Annotated in this window: 23 protein-coding genes; all 23 read right to left on the bottom strand. The window is 39.6% G+C overall.

Annotated features, from left to right (window positions below):
• Positions 1–94: 94 nt before the first annotated feature.
• The 23 genes from MY533_RS04385 to recG all read right to left on the bottom strand — a co-directional run bounded on the left by MY533_RS04385 (position 95) and on the right by recG (position 23057).
• Complete coding sequence (locus MY533_RS04385) at positions 95–418, bottom strand: EscU/YscU/HrcU family type III secretion system export apparatus switch protein (RefSeq protein WP_248718152.1); 324 nt, start codon at positions 416–418, stop codon at positions 95–97.
• Positions 415–2304 carry a hypothetical protein gene (locus tag MY533_RS04380; protein WP_248718151.1) on the bottom strand — a complete coding sequence of 630 codons (1890 nt, stop codon included), beginning with the start codon at positions 2302–2304 and terminating at the stop codon, positions 415–417. The genes MY533_RS04385 and MY533_RS04380 overlap by 4 nt, the downstream gene beginning before the upstream one ends.
• Positions 2305–2643: 339 nt before the next feature.
• Positions 2644–3402, bottom strand: coding sequence for a ribonuclease HII (locus MY533_RS04375; RefSeq protein ID WP_248718150.1), 759 nt, complete (start codon positions 3400–3402; stop codon positions 2644–2646).
• Between the two features lie 637 nt (positions 3403–4039).
• A complete protein-coding gene (gene ylqF / locus MY533_RS04370) occupies positions 4040–4912 on the bottom strand; it encodes a ribosome biogenesis GTPase YlqF (protein ID WP_132357458.1) in 873 nt (290 codons plus the stop codon).
• Positions 4913–5091: 179 nt separating this feature from the next.
• Positions 5092–5661 carry a signal peptidase I gene (lepB, locus tag MY533_RS04365; RefSeq protein WP_132357459.1) on the bottom strand — a complete coding sequence of 190 codons (570 nt, stop codon included), beginning with the start codon at positions 5659–5661 and terminating at the stop codon, positions 5092–5094.
• Between the two features lie 106 nt (positions 5662–5767).
• Positions 5768–6112 (bottom strand): 50S ribosomal protein L19, encoded by a 345-nt coding sequence (gene rplS, locus MY533_RS04360; protein ID WP_049668419.1) that lies wholly within the window; start codon positions 6110–6112, stop codon positions 5768–5770.
• Between the two features lie 116 nt (positions 6113–6228).
• Positions 6229–6966, bottom strand: a complete 738-nt coding sequence (gene trmD / locus MY533_RS04355) for a tRNA (guanosine(37)-N1)-methyltransferase TrmD (RefSeq protein ID WP_132357881.1) — start codon at positions 6964–6966, stop codon at positions 6229–6231.
• Entirely contained in the window at positions 6966–7481 is a 516-nt protein-coding gene (rimM, locus tag MY533_RS04350) for a ribosome maturation factor RimM (RefSeq protein WP_132357460.1), read from the bottom strand. Before rimM ends, trmD begins: the two co-directional genes overlap by 1 nt.
• Before the next feature lie 594 nt (positions 7482–8075).
• A complete protein-coding gene (locus MY533_RS04345; RefSeq protein ID WP_004269410.1) occupies positions 8076–8309 on the bottom strand; it encodes a KH domain-containing protein in 234 nt (77 codons plus the stop codon).
• Between the two features lie 15 nt (positions 8310–8324).
• The gene (rpsP, locus tag MY533_RS04340) at positions 8325–8597 is read right to left on the bottom strand and encodes a 30S ribosomal protein S16 (RefSeq protein WP_049668417.1); all 273 of its coding nucleotides are present in this window, start codon (positions 8595–8597) and stop codon (positions 8325–8327) included.
• A gap of 94 nt (positions 8598–8691) precedes the next feature.
• Positions 8692–10050 (bottom strand): signal recognition particle protein, encoded by a 1359-nt coding sequence (gene ffh, locus MY533_RS04335; protein ID WP_248718149.1) that lies wholly within the window; start codon positions 10048–10050, stop codon positions 8692–8694.
• A gap of 12 nt (positions 10051–10062) precedes the next feature.
• The gene (locus MY533_RS04330; protein ID WP_132357463.1) at positions 10063–10398 is read right to left on the bottom strand and encodes a putative DNA-binding protein; all 336 of its coding nucleotides are present in this window, start codon (positions 10396–10398) and stop codon (positions 10063–10065) included.
• 197 nt (positions 10399–10595) lie between these two features.
• Positions 10596–10721, bottom strand: coding sequence for a hypothetical protein (locus MY533_RS22085; RefSeq protein ID WP_256469513.1), 126 nt, complete (start codon positions 10719–10721; stop codon positions 10596–10598).
• Positions 10722–10732: 11 nt separating this feature from the next.
• Positions 10733–11983: a signal recognition particle-docking protein FtsY gene (ftsY, locus tag MY533_RS04325; RefSeq protein WP_248718148.1), complete on the bottom strand. Its 1251-nt coding sequence runs from the start codon at positions 11981–11983 to the stop codon at positions 10733–10735.
• Positions 11980–15561, bottom strand: coding sequence for a chromosome segregation protein SMC (smc, locus tag MY533_RS04320; RefSeq protein WP_248718147.1), 3582 nt, complete (start codon positions 15559–15561; stop codon positions 11980–11982). Before smc ends, ftsY begins: the two co-directional genes overlap by 4 nt.
• 3 nt (positions 15562–15564) lie before the next feature.
• Positions 15565–16329: a ribonuclease III gene (rnc, locus tag MY533_RS04315; RefSeq protein WP_132357466.1), complete on the bottom strand. Its 765-nt coding sequence runs from the start codon at positions 16327–16329 to the stop codon at positions 15565–15567.
• Positions 16330–16815: 486 nt separating this feature from the next.
• Positions 16816–17052 carry an acyl carrier protein gene (gene acpP / locus MY533_RS04310; protein WP_036124798.1) on the bottom strand — a complete coding sequence of 79 codons (237 nt, stop codon included), beginning with the start codon at positions 17050–17052 and terminating at the stop codon, positions 16816–16818.
• A 57-nt stretch (positions 17053–17109) separates the two neighbouring features.
• A complete protein-coding gene (gene fabG, locus MY533_RS04305; protein ID WP_248718146.1) occupies positions 17110–17856 on the bottom strand; it encodes a 3-oxoacyl-[acyl-carrier-protein] reductase in 747 nt (248 codons plus the stop codon).
• Positions 17849–18802 (bottom strand): ACP S-malonyltransferase, encoded by a 954-nt coding sequence (gene fabD / locus MY533_RS04300; protein ID WP_248718145.1) that lies wholly within the window; start codon positions 18800–18802, stop codon positions 17849–17851. Before fabD ends, fabG begins: the two co-directional genes overlap by 8 nt.
• Positions 18803–18988: 186 nt before the next feature.
• Complete coding sequence (locus tag MY533_RS04295; protein ID WP_248718144.1) at positions 18989–19303, bottom strand: hypothetical protein; 315 nt, start codon at positions 19301–19303, stop codon at positions 18989–18991.
• An 11-nt stretch (positions 19304–19314) separates the two neighbouring features.
• Positions 19315–20307, bottom strand: coding sequence for a phosphate acyltransferase PlsX (gene plsX / locus MY533_RS04290; protein ID WP_142507495.1), 993 nt, complete (start codon positions 20305–20307; stop codon positions 19315–19317).
• Positions 20304–20882, bottom strand: a complete 579-nt coding sequence (fapR, locus tag MY533_RS04285; RefSeq protein ID WP_132357884.1) for a transcription factor FapR — start codon at positions 20880–20882, stop codon at positions 20304–20306. Before fapR ends, plsX begins: the two co-directional genes overlap by 4 nt.
• A gap of 129 nt (positions 20883–21011) precedes the next feature.
• Positions 21012–23057, bottom strand: coding sequence for an ATP-dependent DNA helicase RecG (gene recG / locus MY533_RS04280; RefSeq protein ID WP_248718143.1), 2046 nt, complete (start codon positions 23055–23057; stop codon positions 21012–21014).
• Positions 23058–23435: the final 378 nt, after the last annotated feature.

Below are 23435 nucleotides of genomic sequence, written 5' to 3'. Positions count from 1 at the left end.
TAATCTATTCTAACGAAAGATTCTGATAAAGTCTATACCTTGTCTCTTATTCATTTTTTATCTTTTAATATGACGCTTTTTTCTGTTTTGTGTACTAAAACAGAGTTTTATGAAAATCAGAATTCTCTATTTTTTCTATTTTTTCGGCATATTGTTGGTCTAATCGATAAATAAATGCAAAAACCTCAGCGACAGCTTCAAACAATTCTTCTGGGATTGACTCATTGAGATCTAATTGTCCAAGTAAATGAACAAGGTTAGGATCCTCATAAATAGGGATATCGTGCTCATTTGCGCGTGCTAATATATTTTCTGCTATTTTGCCTTTTCCTTTTGCTACTACCGTTGGACTATCAAAACTTCCTAACTTATACGTGAGAGCGATAGCCTCTTTTCGAGTAAATTTTTCTTCACTCATATGCGAAAATCCACCCCACTATGTTCCTCCTGCTGTCCTACTACAGGTGTTTTTACAGGTTGGGCTTTTTCAAATTGCTTAATAAAAACGCCTGAAAGTTGATATTCTTTTTCTGCTAGGCCAATTTTCAACGCTGATTTCAGTGGTTCTGCAAGCGGAATAATATCATTTTCATTAAATACTGTCACAGAAACTACACGATTTTGAACCTGCATATCAATAACGGTTTCTTTCATAGATTCCATTTGTAAATAAAATAATATACGCGCATAATTGGCATCAATTTTTCCGTCTTCCTTCATGCGACCATTCCACTGCAATGTTGCATCCATTTTCTTACCAAAGAATTCTAATGGTACTTGCATAATAAGCTGATGCTGATGGCCATTCTCTCCTGATGCGAGCTGCATGCCGTTCATGCGTGCCATTAACATTTCTGCTGCTTCCTTAAGCTGCGGAGAAATATGTGTTTCCTGCAATAATGTATGTAGCTGCGGTTTCAATTGATGTGCAATCTGCTGTAAATCTGCTGACTTATTACTAAGTGTCGCTTCATAGCTAACTCCTAGATTTTTTAATACTGTTTTAAGTGCATGTTCCATTGCTTTACTGTCCATAGAGTTTTGTACATGGGCATCTGCTTGCGTCACGATTTGCTGAATCATTGCTTGCGGGGATTCAACACTATTTTTCATAAGATTTCGCATGAATACTTCATTTTGTAGCGGAGTAGTAGCCTCATGCTTTAAAAGCGATAATAAATGGTCCTTTATTGAAAGAGCATTGGCGTCTTGTGTAAATAAACGCTCCGAAGAATTTTCTGCAAACGCTTTTATAAATTGTTCTTGCATTTGTTTTGCGAAAATCTCTAGCGTTTGTTTAGTTGCTGGTAGCTGATTAAATCGATCGATAAGTTGATTTAATGACTGCCGTTGTTCGTTGGTTAGCAAGCTTTGATTTGCTGTCCAAGATTTAAGCTGGTCAACTAGATGATTGATATTGTCAGATTTTGTCGTTAAAATTGCTTGAATAACTTCTCCAGCCTGTTGAAACTGATTTGACTGAACAGATTTTACATCGCTAAAGCTTGACCAGTTTTGCAAGGTTGCCTGCTGAGGAAGTATCCCTGCCTCTTTTAAAATATTCATGGCTTGAATCTTTTCACTCATAGCAGCAGCATTATTTGATAATATTTGAATGGATTTGGCAAGTACTAAACTACCTGTTTCTACTTCAAAAGGCTTTGCAATAGCATTTACTTGTTGGATTAGTGTTTGCTTAAGGTTTTCTGGTAAAGCTATTTCTTTCGTTAAAAGCTGTGTAAAGCTTTCCATTACAGAAACCATGCCAGTAGTTTTTTGTCCACTTATTAGAGCTTGAAAAACATCATTGGTCATCGGCATTTTAAGCTCTACCATTTTTTGAATGGCTTGTAAGGCATCCATCTTCGTAACACCTTCTGGTAATGCCTTTAACCACACTTCTGCCTGCATTAGCTGCTCTTTTGAAATCGGTAGCTGCGCTTTCATAAAATGAGCTAGAAGTTGCTGCATCTCAGCGGTTTTGGGTAAATTCATTGAGTCAAGTAACTGATTGATTTGTTGACTTTGAGAAGCCGTTTGCCCCATAGGGCCCGTAACAACTTTTAGTTCTGTTTGTGGGCTTGTACCAGTTACTTGGAAGAAGTGGGCATCACCTGCTTTTAGCGGCACTTCGAGTTTAGCAATAAACTTCTGATGGCCAACCTGTATTTCTGCCATTTGATCTGGATATAATTGTTTAATTGTTCCTTGAAATACTTGCCCTTGTTTTAAAGTAAGTGGCTGATTATTTAGGGTTAAAGCACTTTGTTGCATTTGAATCGGATTTAAAGATGTGGCTGTCATATACGTACTCCTTTCATCAACTACTCCTTGTAATTGGCGTCCTTTTTTAACGTGGGTAGATTTTTTGCTCCGACTGGGCGCTTTCCTAGAGGGCTGAGTCGGAGCTCTAAGCAACTTATTCACATGATATACGCTTTTACAAATGTCATTTCTACTGCTTGAATGTGCCTTTTATTTTTTGCTTACTATTATGTTTTAAAAATGACATCCGCCAGAACATTACCTTATTTCAGCAGATGTTTGTACAATAAACATTTGTAGCTGTCGCTTTGCTTTCGCTACATAAAACACTTGTAGCTGTCGCTTTGCTTTCGCTACATAAAACACCGCTGAAACAAGTTAAAGCATTGACTTTATCGGCTCAAATGATTTGCGATGATGAATAGTTGGACCAAACTTTTCAAGGGCCATTAAATGCTGTTTTGTTCCATATCCTGCATGCTGAGCAAAACCATACATAGGGAATTGCTCGTCCAATTGATCCATATAATCATCTCGAGCTGTTTTTGCCAATATGGATGCAGCCGCAATAGCTAAGCTTTTCGCATCCCCTTTAATTATCGAATCCTGCGGAATAGAGATTGGCAGCGTCATAGCATCAACTAGCACATAATTAGGTTTTATAGATAACGATTCTACACTTGTCTTCATCGATTGCTTCGTCGCTTCGTAAATATTTAATTCATCAATTTGTTGTGTTGATTGGAAATGGATAAAGTAACATAATGCATGCTCTTTTACTAAAGCAGCATAAGCATTGCGTTTATCTTTTGATAATTGCTTTGAATCATTTAATCCGACTAGAGCCTCACAGTTCGCAGGTAAAATAACAGCTGCTGTTACTACTGGCCCTGCTAACGGTCCACGCCCTGCTTCATCTACCCCTGCAATTAAGGTATTCTCTCCTCCGTAACTTCGATCGAAATCAATTTTCGCTTGATGTTCCTGCAGTATCTGTTGCTTTTTCTCTTGGGATCTTTGCCAACTTTGCCAAGCCTTTTGCACACCTGCACGTTCATCGGTTGCTACCCCCGTCATCCAGTCCTGCCATTCCTCCGCTTCTTTCAATGCTGTCGAAATTTCTTTAATCGTTTTCATATATTTACTCCCTATTGGTTCTTAACAGTTATTCGCTAATTTTATTTTTTAATAGGCTAAGGATTCACCCTAACGTTTTGGCGTTCTTCATAATATATCCTTTTTTTATAATATGTACTTAAATGCACAGCACTCTTCCTTCCGCACATTTGCAGCCTGAGTTTCTCCGCCCATGCTTTTATACTAACAATACTTTTTTAGAAAGAACAGGTTTGGTATCGTATTACATTTAATGGTATTCCGTGTATATTACTTGGTTGTAGTGGAGGTTAGGCGACTCCTTAGGAATGAGCAATTGAGGAATAAAGGCTAAAACTATCACATCCTGCGATACGCCTTCATGACCAACACCGGTGCCACTTCACTTTCACGCGTTGGCCCGAGCCCCTGCAGCGAGCAGCGCAAGTAAGGCGGCTCATCGGACGCCCCCAGGAGTCTTTGCTCTTTTTGCGAAAGCGCAGCGACAGCACAAAGCAAGCCTTCACTACAATCAATTCCCACGTTATAACGAAAAGCTCCGAATCCATTCAAAAGTATTTATCGTTTTTTCTCACTCTATATCATTTATCGGCAAGATGGCGTATTCCTAAAAGAAAAACTGTCATACTCACGATTTAACGTAAGTATGACAGTTTTATTACTGTTCTGTTTCTTTTTCAAGTTGTTCGTCAACAAAGTCAAATGTTAGTTTACCTAATTGCAACCCACGGATATCGCGAACGACTAGTTGAGCTACTTGATCATAATCGATTTCTCCTCCAGGACCGAAAACACGGCGAAGTTTACCTATATGATCGAAGGTTTCCACTAAATCTTCATGGATAAATTGGAAGCCATAGCGTTCTTCCATTCGTGCCGGATAATGAACGGATAAAAAGCGTAGACCATATACAGCTAAATCCTCCATATTCGTTATAGTATCCTTTATAGCACCTGTTAACGCTAATTTAAAGCCTACTTCTTGGTCTTCGAATTTCGGCCATAAAATACCTGGCGTATCGAGTAATTCTAGCTCCTTGCCAACCTTTATCCATTGCTGAGCCTTAGTGACCCCTGGCGTATTCCCTGTTTTTGCGATATTTTTCTTCGCTAAGCGGTTAATAAGCGTCGATTTTCCTACGTTCGGAATGCCAACAATCATTGCACGAATGGCTCTTGGCTTCATCCCACGTGATTTCATGCGATCAAATTTTTCTTTCAAAATTTCTTGAGCAGCCTTTGTTACCTGCTGTAATCCTTTGCCTTCAAGAGAATTGATCGCAACTGCCTTATGACCTCGTTGTGCGAAGTATTCAACCCATTTACGTGTTTCGTGCTCATCTGCCATATCTGACTTATTTAAAATAAGGAGACGCGGTTTTTGATTAATTACTTCGTCAATCATCGGATTTCGGGAAGATAGCGGTAAACGTGCATCTATTAATTCAAATATAATATCAACTAGCTTTAATTTTTCTGTAACTTCTCTGCGGGCTTTTGCCATATGCCCAGGAAACCATTGTATAGTCATATCTATACCTCCTAAACTAAAAGAAAAAGGGAGTTTTAACTTCTTTCAGCAGGTGTCCAAACGCCTGCTGAAAGGAGTTAAAGCCTCCGGCGGATGTCATGGAATCGGCTTTGTGCAAGCACAAAGCCGATTCCATACGCAATTATGCCAAGGCATAATTGATCTCTCCCTTTCAAGAATTACTTTACAATTTTAATATCACTAAACGGCCAGAAAATCAGACTTGTACTCCCGATAATCTCTTTCTGATCGACGACTCCAATAATACGACTGTCCTTACTGTATCGACGATTATCTCCCATAACGAAAACATAGCCTTCTGGAATAACATTATCTTTTAGGTTTACATCAATATCTTTTAATGTAAAATCCTCGGTTAAAGTACCTTCTGTAATTTTTGATTTGTAAGCATCTAAATAAGGTTCATCTATCGGTTCACCATTAATGTATAATTGATCATTTTTATACTCCAATGTCTCTCCTGGAAGCCCAATAACACGTTTAATATAGTTTTTCTTTTCAGGAGCATGGAATACCACAATATCAAAGCGTTTTGGTTCACCTATTTTATACCCAATTTTATTTACAATCATACGGTCGCCATCTTCAAGGGTTGGCATCATGGATTGGCCATCTACTGCAATGGGTGTAAATAAAAAATAACGAATAATCGCTGCAATCGCAAATGCAATTAGAAGTGCCTTTGTCCATTCCCATAGTTCATTCTTTTCCTTTATTTGTTTTTCCATCGAGATTTGCCCCCTTGTCTATCCTCATTTTAGTTGATAGCTCTTTAAGATGACAAGCAAAAAGAAAAGGGGCTTGTTAAACAAGCCCCTCACTTTTAAGTCATAATTATCGAATTTCTTTAATACGAGCAGCTTTACCACGTAGGTTACGTAGGTAGTAAAGTTTAGCACGACGTACTTTACCGCGACGTACAACTTCTAAGTTAGCGATTTTTGGTGTGTGTACAGGGAATGTACGTTCAACACCTACACCGTAAGAAATTTTACGAACTGTGAAAGTTTCGCTAATACCGCCACCACGACGTTTAATTACTACACCTTCGTATACTTGTACACGTTCACGAGTACCCTCTACTACTTTCACGTGTACCTTAACAGTATCACCAGGACGGAAAGTTGGTAGATCAGTGCGAAGCTGAGCTTTTGTAATCTCTGTAATAATGTTTGACATTGTTTTCTCTCCTTAGACAGATGCTCTTGCACGCAATCTATGCCACAGCGGAACACCGTAATTCAGTACTTCACATAGAAGTACAGAATAGATGTTATCATAAATATAGATAGCAATCAAGCATCTTTATCGTTGTTTTTAAGTTTTTCTAGATACAATTTTTGCTTGTCTGTTAATGGATAATTCTCGAGCAAATCAGGACGACGCTCGAATGTTCTTTTCAGAGATTCTTCCATACGCCATTGCTCAATCTTTGCGTGATTGCCCGATAGTAAGACATCGGGTACTTTCATCCCACGAAATTCGGCAGGGCGTGTATAATGTGGGTGCTCTAGGAGACCCGTTGAAAACGAATCTTGTATGTGGGAATCCTCTTGTCCTAAAACCCCCGGCAGAAGTCGTACAACGCTATCTATAACTGTCATAGCCCCTAGCTCGCCACCAGTTAATACGAAATCTCCAATTGAAATCTCATCTGTGACAAGATGCTGACGAATACGTTCATCATAACCTTCGTAATGACCACATAAAAATACTAGCTCTTTTTCTTGCGCCAGCTCTTCTGCCTTTTTTTGAGTAAAACGCTCACCTTGCGGGCACATCAAAATGATACGAGGATTTTTCCCTTCTGTAATGGCCTCGACAGCGCTAAACATCGGCTCTGGTTTTAAGACCATTCCCGCACCGCCACCATACGGATAATCGTCTACTTGATTATGCTTATTACCCGAAAATCCACGGAGATCAGTGACTTCCAGATTTACAGCACCTTTTTCCTGCGCTTTCTTTAATATGGACGCTCCAAAAACGCCTGTAAACATATCCGGAAATAAACTTAACACATGAATATTCATCATAGTAGACCTTCCATTACATGGATCACTATTTTCTTCTCATCAATATTGATTTCCTTGACGATATCCTCGATATACGGGATGTAATGCTCTTTTTTAGTGCCTTTAACTACCCATACATCGTTTGCACCTGTTTGAAGAATGTCGGTCACTGCTCCAATTGTTTCGCCTTCTTCAGATACAATTGTACAGCCAATTATTTCGTGGAAAAAATATTCATGTTCCTCTAATAAATCATCTGTCATTTGATCTTTCGTAATTTTGAGCATTCCTTCTTTGAAAGGCTCAACCAAGTTGATGTTATTCATTCCTTCAAAGGTTAACAAAATAAAGTTTTTATGACGACGCACTGATTCAATTGTTACCCACGTTGGCTTTTTATCGTCTTTTTTAAACGCCGCAAGCTTTACTCCCACTGCAAAGCGCTCTTCTTCAAAATCAGTTGTTGATAACACACGCACCTCACCGCGAATACCGTGCGTATTGACAATACGACCTACATTAAACCATTCCATTCAAATCTCACCTCATATCAATTTCGCCTCGGCGTAATTGCGTCCGGATTTCGAGTTGTGCCCAGGCCTGCGCGAGGCGGGTCAGTTAAATGCGAAGGTTTTAGGCTAACATCCTTCATTGCATTCTTTTCAAAATCCGTAACATCCGCCAGAGGCTGTATCTTCATTCAACGGGAGTTTGAAATCCGCTGAAAAGGAATTACATCCTCATTCATCCCACAACCTTAAGAGGCAGGAGTCTTAAGCTGAATGAAGATAAAACATGCTAAAACATGCTCGTCCCCGTCAAGCTACTTGCTAGCCAGATCAAAAAGTAACATTTCTCTCACCTTTCATCTACAAAAGCAGTTTAACTTTTGGTGGACGGTGTTCTAGCTAAGACGTTGACCAGTCTTCCTCAATGTCATTATGTTCAATTATCTCTCAATGTAACTAAGATAATGAAAAAAGGAAGGAACCGGCAAGCTCCTTCCTTTTAAGTCCAGATTTTACGCTTTACCTCAAGTCCACTTCGAATTCCTAAGCGCATGTAAACATACCTGTCAGGACTCTCCAGTGCTTGTTGCATATAAAAGAGCGTGAAAATCTTTTCTTTCAATCCAATATATCGACGTAGGTCTTTTTTTGATGGTGACTACCCGCCGCTGAATAAACAATTGTACGAATCGCTTTCGCTACTCGCCCTTGTTTGCCTATGACTTTCCCTCGATCCTCTGGATGAACAAAAAGTTTATAAACAATTCGATTTGCATTTTCATCCGTCTCTATACGAACTTCTTCTGGATAATCGACTAACGGTAAAACGATTGCTTCAATCAGCTGCTTCAAAGACCTCGCCCCCGATTATTTACTGAATTTTTGGTTATGGAATTTTTCCATGATACCTTGTTCTGAGAACAAGTTACGCACTGTATCTGATGGTTTTGCACCGTCAGTTAACCATTTAAGAGCTTTCTCTTCATCAATGTTTACAGTAGCTGGTTTAGTTAGTGGGTTGTAAGTACCAACTGTTTCGATTGAACGACCGTCACGTGGTGAACGAGCGTCTGCAACTACGATACGATAGAAAGGAGATTTTTTAGCTCCCATACGTTTTAAGCGAATTTTAACTGCCATTTTAATAGCACCTCCGAATAAGTTTCACACAAGATAGTATATTATCAATGTTTAGGTTGTTTGTAAAGTGTTTTTTCTTAACACCTATAAAATATTATTTAAACAATGAATCGAAGCCTGGTAGTTTCATCTTTTTCTTTCCTTTTCCACTCGCCATGCCTGTCATTTGCTTCATCATTTTTTTCATTTCTTCAAATTGCTTCAATAGACGATTTACCTCTTGAATTGATGTCCCAGAACCTTTCGCTATACGCTTTTTACGGCTACCGTTAATAATTTCTGGATTCGTCTTTTCAGCAGGTGTCATCGAATAAATAATCGCTTCTACGCGACCCATTTGCTTATCATCGACTTTAACATTGTCTAAGCCTTTGATTTTGCCGGCACCTGGCAACATTTTCAAAATTTCGTCAAGTGGACCCATTTTCTTTACTTGTTGCAATTGTTCAACGAAATCATCGAACGTAAAGGACTGGGTTTTAAATTTTTCCTCTAGTTCTTTAGCCTTTGCTTCGTCCACATTTGCCTGAGCCTTTTCTATAAGTGATAGAACGTCACCCATTCCTAATATACGGGACGCCATACGCTCTGGATGGAAAGGTTCCAGCGCATCCATCTTCTCACCCATACCAACAAACTTAATAGGCTTCTGTGTAACGGAACGAATTGATAACGCCGCACCACCACGTGTATCACCATCTAGCTTTGTTAAAACAACTCCTGTAATACCGACTGCTTCATTAAAGCTTTCTGCCACGTTTACAGCATCCTGACCTGTCATAGCATCTACAACTAGGAATACTTCATCCGGCTCTTTTAACGCACGAATATCTTTTAATTCTTGCATTAAATCTTCATCGATATGCAAGCGACCAGCTGTATCGATAATAACGACATCATGATGTTCTTCTTTTGCCAATTCAATTGCCTGACGAGCAATTTCTACTGGAGATACATCGGTTCCTAATGCAAAAACAGGTAGGGATAGCTGCTTTCCTAATGTTTGTAACTGCTGAACAGCCGCTGGACGATATACGTCTGCAGCCACTAGTAATGGCTTACGATTATATTTTTTACGTAACACATTTGCTAATTTACCTGTAGTTGTCGTTTTACCGGCACCTTGTAAGCCGACCATCATAATGACAGTCGGTGGCTTTGTATTAAATTTAATTGGGCTTTGCTCGCCACCCATTAATTCTGTTAATTCTTCTTGTACGATTTTAATAACTTGCTGACCTGGTGTTAAGCTTTGCATAACATCTACACCGACAGCACGTTCACTGACCTTTTTAACGAATTCTTTGACTACTTTTAAGTTAACATCCGCCTCGATTAAAGCAAATCGGACTTCGCGCATCATTTCTTTAACGTCTTGTTCCGATACTTTACCTTTACCTTTAATCTTTTGGATCGTTCCTTGGAGTCGTTCCGCTAATCCTTCAAAAGCCATTGCTTTCGCCTCCTAATCCCATTCTTTCAACTGTTCTATAAGCGTTAGCTGCTCTTCAATTGTCATACTTTGTTCTGTAATCCCTGTTGTTAGCTGCGCAAGCATTTGTGTACGTTGTTGAAATTTTTCAAGTAAACATAGTTTTTCTTCATATTCTTCAAGCATCGCTTCTGTTCGACGAATATTATCATAAACAGCTTGGCGTGAAACTCCATACGATTCAGCGATTTCTCCAAGTGAGTGATCATCTAAATAATAGAGCTCCATATAACTTCGTTGCTTATCTGTTAATAATGCTTGATAAAAGTCGAAGAGAAAGTTCATGCGTGTTGTTTTTTCAAGTAGCATCGAATGTTTCTCCTCCCGTTATTAGTCATTTGTATCATAACGAAAAGCGCCCGTCTGTGTCAAGGTAATCTCCTTGTCTAAAAGCTTTAATTAACTGCTTTTTAGGTGTTTTTCACCCATAGCCAGTATTTCCCTTTTAAACAATGCGATTCCCCTGTTTACAGACGAGCGCAATTACAAATTTACTTACTCAAATGTTAATCCTTACCACCACCGAAACGTGTAGTTGATTTCCGTTCCGACTGGGCACTTTGTAGCTGACGCTTCGCTTTCGCTACAGTAAACATTTGTAGCTGACGCTTCGCTTTCGCTACAGTAAACATTTGTTATAAACCTAATCCTCATTATTTTGTAATTCTTTATCTAAACCATCAGCAAATAAGCCATACACATAACGCTCTGCATCAAATGGTTGTAAATCATCCATTTTTTCACCAAGACCAACAAACTTCACAGGAATGTGTAATTTATTACGAATAGCAAGAACAATACCGCCTTTTGCAGTACCGTCAAGCTTCGTTAAAACGATCCCTGTTACATTTGTAGCTTCCTTAAATGTTTGTGCTTGAACAAGTGCATTTTGGCCTGTTGTTGCATCTAAGGCTAATAGAACCTCATGCGGAGCATTCGGTACCTCACGGGAGATTACTCGATGAACTTTTTCAAGCTCATTCATTAAGTTTACTTTATTTTGTAAGCGCCCTGCTGTATCACAAATTAACACATCTGCATTACGGTTTTTCGCTGCACGAATGGCATCATACATAACCGCCGCTGGATCTGAACCTTCCGATTGCTTAATCACTTCACAGCCTACACGGTCTCCCCAAACTTGTAATTGATCGATGGCACCAGCACGGAAAGTATCACCTGCTGCTAAAACAACTGTTTTACCTTGCGATTTTAGACGATGGGCAAGTTTACCGATTGTTGTCGTTTTCCCAACACCGTTTACCCCTACGAATAAAATTACCGTAAGCTCACCTTTAGGTTGCATATTAAGCTCGATTAAATCCTCTTCTCCTTGCTCATAAATTTCCACAAGTTTTTCAGAAATAATCGTTTGAATACCGTTCGTATCTTTTATATTTTTACGCTGAACCTCAAAACGTAATTTGTCCATTAGCTCCATTACTGTTTCAAAGCCAACGTCTGCCTGTAATAATAAGTCTTCTAATTCTTCAAAGAAATCTTCATCCACTTTTCGATAACGAGCAACTAGATCGTTTACTTTAGAAGTAAATGAATTACGCGTTTTTTCAAGACCAGCCTTGAATTTTTGTGTAATAGACCATGCAGAAGGTTTTTTCTCCTTCACAGGTTCTTCCACTACTGCTACTTCTTGCACTTCTTGTTGCTCTTGATCTTCAATTGCTACAGGAGTTGCTGTTTCAATTGAGGTTTCTGTTTCAGAAACTTCTTCAACTTTTTCCATTTCATCTACAGTTGCTTCAATTTGAGCAGGCTCTGTTGCTTCGTCTTGCTTCTGTTCAGCAGCTTCTTCTTCATTGATTGCTGCTACTACTTTTTCTTCCTCGGTGGGATTGCCTGTCAATTTTTCTTTTAAACGTTTAAAAAAACTCATGCTTGTTCGCTCCTTTGCTCCGCAAGTACGGGTTCATCTTCTAATTTTACTGATACAAGTTTAGATACACCAGATTCCTGCATTGTAATACCATACAACACATCCGCTCCCTCCATCGTCCCTTTACGATGGGTGATCACAATAAATTGCGTATTACGGCTAAATTTCTTCAAATATTGGCTATAGCGAACGACATTTGCCTCATCTAAAGCCGCCTCTACCTCATCAAGAATACAAAATGGTACTGGTCGAATATTGAGGATGGAGAATAATAACGCGATTGCAGTTAGTGCACGCTCACCACCTGAAAGCAAGCTTAGATTTTGTAATTTTTTACCTGGAGGTTGTGCTACAATTTCTATGCCTGTTTCTAGCAGATTCTGAGGGTCCAATAACACTAAATCCGCCTGTCCTCCACCAAACAATTCACGGAATACACGTTTAAATTGCTCTCGAATGGCATAGAAAGTTTCGCTAAATCGTAGCGTCATTTCTTCATCCATTTCTTTAATTGCCTCATGTAATGTTTCCTGTGCAGCAAGTAAATCCTCACGCTGCTCTGTTAAAAATGAATGGCGTTCAAGCACGCGATCGTATTCCTCGATGGCGCTCAAATTAACAGGACCTAGCTCTTCTATCGATTTCTTCAGTAATTTCACTCGACGTCGCATATGCTCTTCATCTTCAATTGCAATGGCTAACTCCTCAGCTTCCTCATATGTTAGCTGATAGTTTTCTTCTAGCTGCTCATTGAAATTATTGATTTCAAACTCTACGCGACTGCGCTTCAATTCATTTGCACGTATCGCTTCAAGGTAGCCTTTATGCGTACGTTGCAATTCCTTCAGCTGTTCTTCTAAAGTAGTAAGCTCTTGTTGTTGTGCTACTTTTTCATCTTTTTTCTGTGAAATAGTGTTTTGCAACGAATCTCTCGTCGTTTTCCACGTAGCAACTTGCTCATCTACTTCTTCATCGCTTAAAAGTTTTGTCGATTCATCAGATTGAAGCCAGATTATTTCCTGAGAAATATTTTCGGCTTTTTGACGAGCTTTGTTTAATTGTAGGGCTAACTCTGCTGTAGCAATTTGTACTTGTGACATTTGCTCCTGCATTACCGCTAACTGCGAGCGTTTTTCAGCTGACTGCTCACGCAGTAAATCTTTCTCCGATTCACTTTGTAGCTTCACCTTGCTTAATTGCTCCACTGTTTCGTTTATCTCTAGCAGTTCTGTCGCTAGTGCCGCTAAACGCTCCGTAGAAGCTTCCTTTTGAGCTAACAATGCTTCTTCGCGTGTTTTTACATCTTGTGTTTCATTTGAAGCAAAAGATACTCTTGCAGATAAGCTTTTTTCGACAACCTCTAGCTCGCGAATACGACTTGCCTGTTGCATTTCATCTTTTCGTAGTTGTTCACCGTCAAGCTTCAATTGTTCTACTGTGTCTCGCAATGTTGTAAGTTTCTCTTTCTCAACTGAGACAGCCTGTTCAGCACTATAAATAGATGCCTCCAACGATGCTAGCTTTACTATTAAACCATCTAATTCCGCTTTTCTTGTAAAGAGTGACGATTGTTGCTTCATTGCACCACCTGTTAATGAACCGCCTGCATTAACGATATCACCTTCAAGTGTTACAACACGATACCTAAACCCACATAAACGAGCAATTTGGCTTGCACCTTCTAAACTTGATGCAACGATCACATTACCAAGGAGGTTCTCAACAATTGTACGGTTGTTTTCATCGAACGTTACAAGTGCATCAGCCATTTGGACAAATGCTGGGTGCTCAGTTGCTAGCTGAATCATAGATAGATTGATCTTTCGTGACTTGATAACGGTTTTAGGTAAAAATGTTGCGCGTCCAGCTCTCTTTTGTTTTAACCAATGAATTGCCTGTTGAGCAAATTGTTCATTAGTTGTCACAATATGCTGAGAGGCTGCCCCTAATGCCGTTTCAATAGCCTGAGAATACTTCCCGTCAACTTGAATTAACTCGGCAACGGCTCCTTCAATCCCAGCTAATTCACCTTTATCACGTGCTAGTAATATTTCTTTTACGCCATGGAAAAACCCAGAGAAATCTGCTTCAAGCTCCGCAAGCGTATCTTTTCTAGCTTTCAGTTGCTGCTGATGCTGATAAGCTTTATAAAGCATATCCTGCTTTTCATTAAATGATGCATTGACGTTTTTAAGCTGTATTTGCAATGCTTCATATTGCTCAAGTTTTTGCTGCAAGTCGTTAGTTGTTGTAGTATGAGCAACAACTAGCTTCTCTTTTTCAGCTAGAATTTGCGCAAGCTCTTGCCCGATTTCATCCGTTTGGTCTAACATTCGTGTCGCCATTGCTTTTTGCTGCGCTAACTGTTGCTCGATATTTTTTAATTCATTTTTAACTGTTGCTTCTTCGTTTAAAGAGTCGATATAGCGGTTTTTTTGTTCTTCAATTTCTTCTTCAATTTCAGAAACTGAGCGATTTAAAGATTGCTCTAATTGCTTAATGCTTTGTTTTAGCGCTGCAACCTCTTGCTGTTTTTCAATGAATAATTCTTTTTTCTCTTGCTCTTGGGCTATAAGAGACTCAACCTCAGCTTTTGCTTCCTGTAATGCTGTATTCAATTGAAGTAGTTGATTAGAAGCATTTTGTCGTTTTTCAGCCATTAACGCTTTACGACCATCCCAACGCTCTACCTCCATTGTTGCATTAACAAACTCAGCCTGAGTCGTATCTAGATATTCATCTAACTCTTTTAAAAGCTTACGAATACTTGCAGTTTGCTTTTCTATCAAAGAAATATGCTGAGCTTGTTTTTGCTCCGTTTCATATAGCTCCGTATACTCAGCTTTCAGAGCATGCAAAGATTGTGCACAATTGTTTAAATCGTGCACAAGGATAGCAATATCAAAATCCTTTAACTCAGTTGACATTTGCACATAATCTCTTGCACTTGATGCCTGAATTTCTAACGGCTCCAGACGACTGTCTAGCTCATGTAAAATATCCAAAACACGATACAAGTTTTCATCTGTTTCAACAAGCTTATGCTCTGCCTTTTTCTTTCTTAGTTTATACTTTAATACGCCAGCTGCCTCTTCAAAAATTGAACGACGGTCATCAGGTCGGCTATTTAAAATTTCATCGACACGGCCTTGCGAAATAATGGAGAAGGCCTCTTTCCCAAGTCCTGAGTCCATAAACAAGTCCGTAATATCCTTCAGGCGACACTGCTGGTTATTTAGTAAATATTCACTATCACCTGAACGGTATACGCGTCTTGTTACGCTAACTTCTGTATATGAAAAAGCTAACTGTTCATCTGTGTTATCTAAAATTAATGTTACCTCTGCAAAGTTTAGTGGCTTACGTGAGTCACTTCCAGCAAAAATAACATCCTCCATCTTTGCCCCACGTAACGACTTTGCCGATTGCTCCCCAAGTACCCAACGAATAGCATCAGTGACATTACTTTTACCACTACCATTTGGTCCAACCACCGCTGTAACACCAGGTACAAAATCAACTCCAATGCGTTCCGCAAAAGATTTAAAGCCAATCACTTCGAGTCGTTTTAGGAACATCTATTAAGCCTCCTCTTTTGCAGTTTGCTCACGCATTGAACGCATCGCACATTGCGCAGCTTGCTGCTCGGCTTCTTTTTTTGATTTCCCACGACCTATACCAAGTTCTTGTCCATTTAATAGCACGCTCGATACAAAGGTACGGTTATGTGCAGGACCCTTTTCATCAATAATTTCATAATGAAGAAGGCCATTATTTGTTTGCTGTACCATTTCTTGCAATTGGCTTTTGAAATCCATCACATGCGAAAAAGCACCGAGTTCTACTTTCGGGAATACGATTCGTTCTAAAAAGCACACAACCGTTTGTAAGCCTTGATCTAAATAAAGGGCACCTACAAATGACTCAAATACATCTGCAAGTAACGCTGGGCGTTCCCGTCCACCTGTTAATTCCTCACCTTTTCCAAGCAATACAAAGCGACCAAAGCCTAATTCATTTGCAAAGATAACAAGTGACGGCTCACATACTATGGATGCTCGTAGCTTCGTCAGCTCACCCTCACTCATATGTGGGTATTTCTCAAAAAGGTATTTAGAAACAGACAGTTCAAGTACTGCGTCTCCTAAAAATTCAAGACGCTCATTATCCGTAAACAATTTACGGCGATGCTCATTCACATAAGATGAATGTGTGAAAGCTTGATACAATAAATTTTTATTAATAAATGTGATATTTAATTCATGCTGTAACAGCTCGAATTGATTGCGTACTTTTTCAGGAAGCACGCCAGATTTCTGCATATTTCCTTTTCTTTTCATAGCCATTGAACAATCTGCCTTCCTAATAGTTTCTACCGTTTAAGTGTACCTTTTTCAAGGCATTTATGCAAAAGTATTTCGGCTTAAATACAATCTTTTGGAAATTATTTTTTTCAAGGTCCATTTCGCCTTGGTGTAATTGCGTCCGGATGCTTTAGGCCAACGTAATGTTGGTCACTCAGTCGTCACGACTGAGTTCCTTTATATCAGTAGGTGTTACGCGCTTACTAAAAAGGGGTAACTTTTGCATTCTTCTTACTACCTTCAAAAAAATGAAGATAAAAAAGGGACGATCACAGTTCGCTAAACGAACCATTTCGCCCCTTTTTAAACATACCCTTAGCATAGTATTTGCTCCACAAGAAGAAAAGCATACGTAATTTCTGCCAAAGGCTTTAACTTTATTTAATCATAAACATTTATTGTATAATGACTGCATCCATGTCAGCACCAGTAGAGGTGATTAATCTCAGCAATATAAAGTTAAAAGACTTAGTTTAATTTACTTTCGATGTATGAAATTGCAGAACCAACTGTTGAGATTTTTTCAGCATCTTCATCAGAAATTTCCATATCGAATTCGTCTTCAAGCTCCATTACAAGCTCAACTACGTCTAATGAGTCAGCACCTAAATCATCACGGAAAGAAGCTTCTAGTGTAACTTCACTTTCTTCAACACCTAAACGGTCCACGATTACTTTTGTTACGCGTTCTAATACTGTAGACAAAACATTCACCTCCCCTCAATGATTATACAAAAAATCATTATTTATGACTAATTGAAATTACATTACCATACCGCCATCTATATGTAACGTTTGCCCTGTCATATAGTTAGCATCATCTGAAGCTAGAAAAGCTACTGCCTTTGCAATATCCTCAGGCTGCCCAAGTTTTGCTAGTGGAATTTGCGTAAGCATACCTTGCTTTATATCTTCTGGTAGTTGCTCAGTCATTTCAGTTTCTATAAATCCTGGTGCAATTGCATTCACTAAAATATTACGAGATGCTAATTCCTTTGCAGTTGTTTTCGTTAGCCCAATAACACCTGCTTTCGCAGCTACGTAATTAGCTTGCCCTGCATTACCAGCTACACCAACAATTGATGAAATATTGATGATACGGCCCGCACGTTGCTTCATCATTTGACGTGTTACTGCTTTCGTACAAAGGAAAACACCTTTTAGGTTCGTATCTAGCACATCGTCCCATTCATCTTCTTTCATACGCATTAACAAGTTATCACGCGTAATACCCGCATTATTGACTAAAATATCAAGCGAGCCAAATGTTTTCACCGCTGCATCCATTAACGCAGAAACTTCCTCAGTTTTTGAAACACTCGCTTGTACGGCTACAGCCTCGCCGCCATTTTCTTGAATCATAGCTACAACTTCCTCTGCCTTTGCCTGTGAACCGCTGTAGTTAACGACAACTTTAGCACCTTCGTCAGCAAGCTTTAATGCAATAGCTCTTCCTATTCCACGTGAAGCACCAGTTACAACAGCTACTTTACCCTCTAATTTACGCATTAATTGTCCACTCCTTCGCCGCTTCTAGTACAGCCTCTAATGATGCTTCATCATAAACACAGTATGTCGCAACAGATCGATCGATTTTCTTCACTAATCCACTTAATACTTTGCCTGGTCCACACTCAATAAAGACATCCACACCTTGTGCAATCATTTCACGCACAGATGCTTCCCATTGTACAGCGCTATATACTTGTTCTACTAACTCCTGCTGAATAGCTGGAACATCCTCTAATTCTTTCGCCATTACATTGCCGATTACAGGAATTTGTGGAGCTGATAATGATATATTAGCCAACGCTGCTCTTAATTTTTCAGATGATGGTCGCATTAGCTCTGAGTGGAATGGACCACTAACAACTAAAGGAATTGCTCGTTTTGCACCAGCTTCCTTTGCCGCTAAAGAAGCCTTTTCAACGCCTTCCTTCGTACCAGAAATAACGATTTGCCCTGGACAATTAACATTCGCTACCTGAACTGAATCACCTGTTGCAGATACTTTTTCAGTTACTTCATGTAGTGCCTCAAGTTCCATCCCTAAAATAGCTGCCATAGCACCTTGTCCTGCAGGTACAGCTTCATTCATATAAAGCCCACGCTTATGCACAACTGAAACTGCATCCTCAAACGAGAGCACACCAGCGATTACTAATGCACCATATTCTCCAAGCGAATGTCCAGCTGCAACATTTGGCGTTATACCTGCTGTACGTAATTTTTCCGCAACCATTACACCAGTCGTTAACAGTGCCGGTTGTGCGTGGTAAGTCAATGTTAGTTCCTCAGCTGGTCCCTCTAACATAAGTTTAGATAACTCAAAGCCAAGCGATTGATTTGCACGGTCATAAAATGCTTTACTTTCTGCCGCGTTCTCAATAAACTCTTGCCCCATCCCCACTACTTGGGAACCTTGTCCTGGAAAAATAAATGCTATTTTCGTCATTTTTTATTAATCCCCTTTTTAATCAATTATGCCTCGGCATAAAGTCCGGAATCGACTTTGTACTTGTGCCTGCACGAGGGCCGACACGATGTCGGTCATTTCGGTAATGTCACAGGACGTGGCGTTTTTACCGATGCAGATCAGTTAGACATTATCGCATGGATGCGATGATTTTAAGCTAACATCCTACATTGAACCCCTTTCCAATTTCGCGACATCCGCCGTTGACTTTTGGCCAACGTGATGTTGGTCACTCAGTCGTGCGTTGTTGTGTTGTTGGTGTTGTTGTTGCTGTCGCTTCGCTTTCGCACAGTTAAAACCTTGTTGCTGTCGCTTCGCTTTCGCACAGTTAAAACCTTGTTGCTGTCGCTTCGCTTTCGCACAGTTAAAACCTTGTTGCTGTCGCTTCGCTTTCGCACAGATAAAACCGTGTTGCTGTCGCTTCGCTTTTACACAGTTAAAACCGTGTTGCTGTCGCTTCGCTTTCAGTACAAAAAACACCTGCTTAAAAGTTAATCAATTTCTAAGTGACGTACTGTATCTGTAATCGTCGAGATGACTGTATGCTCAACCATCGTATTTGCTTGGCGAATTGCACTGTATATCGCTTTCGCATTTGATGAGCCATGCGCCTTAATGACAGGTGCTTGCAAACCAAATAAGCCTGCGCCACCGTACTCTGTGTAGTCCATTTTATTTTTTAGGTCACGTAAATTATTTTTCATAAGTGCTGCCGAAATTTTTGTTTTTGTTGAAGACATAAATGCTTCTTTTAGCATTGAAAATAACGCTCCAGCAGTACCTTCGATCGATTTCAGCACCATATTACCTGTAAAGCCATCTGTTACAACAACATCCGCTACCCCTTCAAGTAAATCTCGTGCTTCAACATTACCGATAAAATTTAAATCAGCTTCTTTTAATAAGCCAAAAGCAGCCTTCGTTAATTCATTCCCTTTTTTATCCTCAGTACCGATATTTAATAAGCCGATACGTGGCTTTTGTAAGCCACCTACCTTTTTCGCATAAATATCGCCCATAATGGCATATTGTAATAAATGCTCAGGTCGTGCGTCCGCATTTGCCCCTAAATCGAGCATTAAAAAGCCCTTACCGTCTAAAGTAGGAAGTGTAGTGGCTAGAGCAGGTCTAGCAATCCCTTCAATACGTCCTACTTTAAATAATCCTCCTGCCATTAAAGCACCTGTATTACCCGCTGAAAGACAAGCATCTGCCTTTCCTTCTTCAACTGCATCCATCATACGTGCCATGGATGAATCCTTTTTACGACGAACAGCGCGTGCTGGATCGTCTGTTCCTTCGACAACTTCATCACACTGAATTACAGTTAATCGATCATGTATTTTTAAAAATGGTTCAAGCTTTTGCTGCTGACCATATAATTGAATTTCTAAATTTGGAATTTGCTCTAATGCTAATAAAGCACCTTCAACAACTGATTTTGGTGCGTTGTCTCCACCCATTCCATCAAGCGCTAATTTCATTGTTGTTCACCTTTACCTTTCGTGCGGTACATATCAAATTCACCAACAAAAACTGTTTCACCGTTAACAGTGGACGTTAACTCTACTTTTGTACGATGATTTTTTTCATCACGTCCGATAACGATTGCTTTTGTAATAACACGATCTCCAGCTCTAACAGGTTTCACAAAGGTAATATTAGAATGTACTGTTAATGCTAGTTCGTCGTCAATTACTGCTACCGCTAATGAGTTTGCCTGTGCAAACAAATGATGTCCACGTGCGATGCCATTGCGCTGAAAAACATGTTCTTCTTTTACGTCAAAAATAGATAATGCACGATTATCCAATTCAATATCAATTATTTCTCCGATAACTTCATCAATCGGTAGTGATTTCACTTCATTTTCATAGGTTTTCGAAGCAACATCTTTAATTCGTTCTCGTAATTCTGGAATAGATAATTCCATACGATCTAAACGAATTGTTTGGACACTAACCTGAAACTGTGTTGCTAGCTGTTCATCTGTGACGAATGGATTATCAGCTATCGTTTCGGATAATTGTCGCTGTCGCTCTTTTTTCGTTCGTCTCAACATCATTCGCCACCTTTTTAGTTGTTATTAGCACTTGGTACTAATATCAGTATATAGAGTATAAAAAAAGAATGCAAGACTTGTTTTCAAAACAAGTGCTCACATTCCTAATTAGCATCAAAGAATCAGTTAATCGAAGCGTTCACCTTGTAAAACACCTGAATTTTCAAGCATTGCACGTAAATATTTGTACTCATCATCATGCCAAAAAGCATCAGTCTCCAGCATATCCGTTGCATCTTTTCTCGCGGTTTCAAGTATTCGATAATCGTGCACTAAATCCGCTACTTTAAAATCAGGCAAACCACTTTGTTTACGCCCAAAAAAGTCACCTGGGCCACGTAGTTCCAAATCCTTTTCAGCTAGACGAAAGCCATCATTCGTTTCCGTCATCGACTGCATGCGCTCTTTGCCTTCATCGGATTTCGGATCGGCTAACAACACACAATATGACTGATGTTCACCTCGTCCAACACGCCCACGTAGCTGATGCAACTGAGCTAAGCCGAAGCGTTCAGCGTCATAAATAATCATAAAAGTTGCATTCGGTACGTTCACCCCAACCTCAACAACAGTTGTCGACACGAGCACGTGAATAGTTCCCTCACTAAAGGCTCGCATAACAGCGTCTTTTTCATCCGCTGATAAGCGACCATGCATTAGCCCGACGTTGTAACGCCCATTAAAATACGTAGCAAGTTGCTCATAAATTTCTACCGCATTTTGTACATCCAGCTTGTCTGATTCCTCGATTAGTGGACAAATAGCATAAGCCTGTCTACCAGCAGCAAGCTCTAATTCTAGCTTTGACATAACAGAGCCAAATTGCTCTTTTTTCATCCAATGCGTTTCTATTTGCTTACGCCCCGCTGGCATTTCATCTATCATCGAAACATCCATTTCTCCAAATGCTGTAATCGCGAGTGTACGCGGAATTGGTGTCGCGGTCATAAAGAGCACATCTGGATTTTCTCCTTTATCACGTAATATTCTACGCTGCTCTACACCAAAACGATGCTGTTCGTCCGTTATAACAAAACCAAGTTTGTAAAAAACGACATCAGGCTGAATTAGCGCATGTGTACCAATTAAAATATCTATGTCTCCGTTTGCTAGTTCTTCTAAAAGTAATCGACGCTCCTTTGCTTTCGTCGATCCTGATAGTAAAGCTACACGTACGCCAAACGGCTCAAACCATTCCTGCAAATTTTCAGCATGCTGCTCTGCTAAAATTTCCGTCGGCGCCATTAATGCCCCTTGAAAACCAGCAGTTACTGCTGCATATAAACATATTGCCGCAACAACTGTTTTTCCCGACCCTACGTCACCTTGAAGTAAGCGATTCATACGATGTGGCTCTTTCAAATCTTTACAAATCTCATTGACAACGCGTTTTTGCGCACCTGTTAATTCATAGGGTAATGAGGCAATAAAAGCACGTAACTTTTGTAAATTAAACTGTATAACTGTACCGTGCTCACTATCTTTTCTAATTTTACGTAACGCTTGAATACGTACTTGAAAGTTTAGTAACTCTTCATAGGCAAAGCGTCGTCTAGCCTGTTTCGCATGTCCAGCATCGACAGGAAAATGAATGCCCTCAAGCCCTTCACGCATTGTCGTAAGTTTATAATTGGCTTGTAAATGCTGCGGAACAGCATCTGGTATTTCTGCACCAAACTCATCTAATGCTTGTCGCATATATTTACGAAAACGTTTTTGGGGAATCAAACCTTTTAGACTATAAACAGGTTCAAAATCGACTTGATCTGTCTTAGGGCCAAATGTTACAGACGTTCCATTGATTACTTGTCTGCCACGATCCCATTTTCCCGTAACGGTTATAATAGCTCCCGGTACAAGCTTTTGTTTTAAATAACCTTGATTAAAAAAAACAACCTTAACTAAATGTCGCCCTGCCAGCACCGTAACTTGTAATCGTGATTTATTGCGCCCTAAAAACAGTACTGTCGGTTCCCGTTCAACTTTACACTCAACTGTGACACGTTCATTATGTGGTGTTTGTGCTAAATCCTTTAAACGAAAATCCTCATGCCGATGCGGAAACGTCCATAGCAAATCCGCAATCGTCTCGATGCCCAATGCCTCTAAATGTCCTGCTGTTTCTTTCCCGATTCCCTTTAATTCAGAAACGGGATTCGTTAAATCAGTCACCTTGCACGACAGCTCCTCCAAAGTTTTTCACCACAAGTACTTTACCTGCAGTCATTCGTTTAACCATCCTATTTTTCAGCATATGAGTTTTCCCCTTTCTTACATTTACTCTTAGCTTCCATCATCTTGTTGCTTGTGTATAACACTTTCGGACAATTCATGCCACGGCAATTTTATATAGTCAATATCATTATATAACTTTTCAATTTCACTAGGATAGCAATTCAATACATTTCATTAATAATTGATTAATAGCTAGTTATATTCGAATGTTTATCCCAACATATCTTCTTGGTACTACACCTATTTTATGCTCACATGAGCGGTTGCTTTCGCTACCAAAACCCTTGCTAAAAAAAGTATGCAGAGGATCATCAA

Source organism: Lysinibacillus sp. Ag94, assembly GCF_023242215.1.
GTDB lineage: Bacteria > Bacillota > Bacilli > Bacillales_A > Planococcaceae > Lysinibacillus.
Note: the sequence above shows the minus strand (reverse complement) of the source record. Positions and strands in the feature narration are given on the sequence as shown.

Bases quoted from the DNA above. Each gene is read 5' to 3' on its own strand.
- fabD (WP_248718145.1), bottom strand. From the start codon at position 18,802: ATGACGAAAATAGCATTTATTTTTCCAGGACAAGGTTCCCAAGTAGTG.
- ylqF (WP_132357458.1), bottom strand. From the start codon at position 4,912: ATGACTATACAATGGTTTCCTGGGCATATGGCAAAAGCCCGCAGAGAA.
- ftsY (WP_248718148.1), bottom strand. From the start codon at position 11,983: ATGAGTTTTTTTAAACGTTTAAAAGAAAAATTGACAGGCAATCCCACC.
- rplS (WP_049668419.1), bottom strand. From the start codon at position 6,112: ATGTCAAACATTATTACAGAGATTACAAAAGCTCAGCTTCGCACTGAT.
- ffh (WP_248718149.1), bottom strand. From the start codon at position 10,050: ATGGCTTTTGAAGGATTAGCGGAACGACTCCAAGGAACGATCCAAAAG.
- MY533_RS22085 (WP_256469513.1), bottom strand. From the start codon at position 10,721: ATGTTTACTGTAGCGAAAGCGAAGCGTCAGCTACAAATGTTTACTGTA.
- rnc (WP_132357466.1), bottom strand. From the start codon at position 16,329: ATGGCTATGAAAAGAAAAGGAAATATGCAGAAATCTGGCGTGCTTCCT.
- smc (WP_248718147.1), bottom strand. From the start codon at position 15,561: ATGTTCCTAAAACGACTCGAAGTGATTGGCTTTAAATCTTTTGCGGAA.
- lepB (WP_132357459.1), bottom strand. From the start codon at position 5,661: ATGGAAAAACAAATAAAGGAAAAGAATGAACTATGGGAATGGACAAAG.
- rpsP (WP_049668417.1), bottom strand. From the start codon at position 8,597: ATGGCAGTTAAAATTCGCTTAAAACGTATGGGAGCTAAAAAATCTCCT.
- MY533_RS04380 (WP_248718151.1), bottom strand. From the start codon at position 2,304: ATGACAGCCACATCTTTAAATCCGATTCAAATGCAACAAAGTGCTTTA.
- plsX (WP_142507495.1), bottom strand. From the start codon at position 20,307: ATGAAATTAGCGCTTGATGGAATGGGTGGAGACAACGCACCAAAATCA.
- rimM (WP_132357460.1), bottom strand. From the start codon at position 7,481: ATGGAATGGTTTAATGTAGGTCGTATTGTCAATACGCACGGTATTCGC.
- MY533_RS04330 (WP_132357463.1), bottom strand. From the start codon at position 10,398: ATGCTACTTGAAAAAACAACACGCATGAACTTTCTCTTCGACTTTTAT.
- fabG (WP_248718146.1), bottom strand. From the start codon at position 17,856: ATGCGTAAATTAGAGGGTAAAGTAGCTGTTGTAACTGGTGCTTCACGT.
- MY533_RS04375 (WP_248718150.1), bottom strand. From the start codon at position 3,402: ATGAAAACGATTAAAGAAATTTCGACAGCATTGAAAGAAGCGGAGGAA.
- trmD (WP_132357881.1), bottom strand. From the start codon at position 6,966: ATGAATATTCATGTGTTAAGTTTATTTCCGGATATGTTTACAGGCGTT.
- MY533_RS04385 (WP_248718152.1), bottom strand. From the start codon at position 418: ATGAGTGAAGAAAAATTTACTCGAAAAGAGGCTATCGCTCTCACGTAT.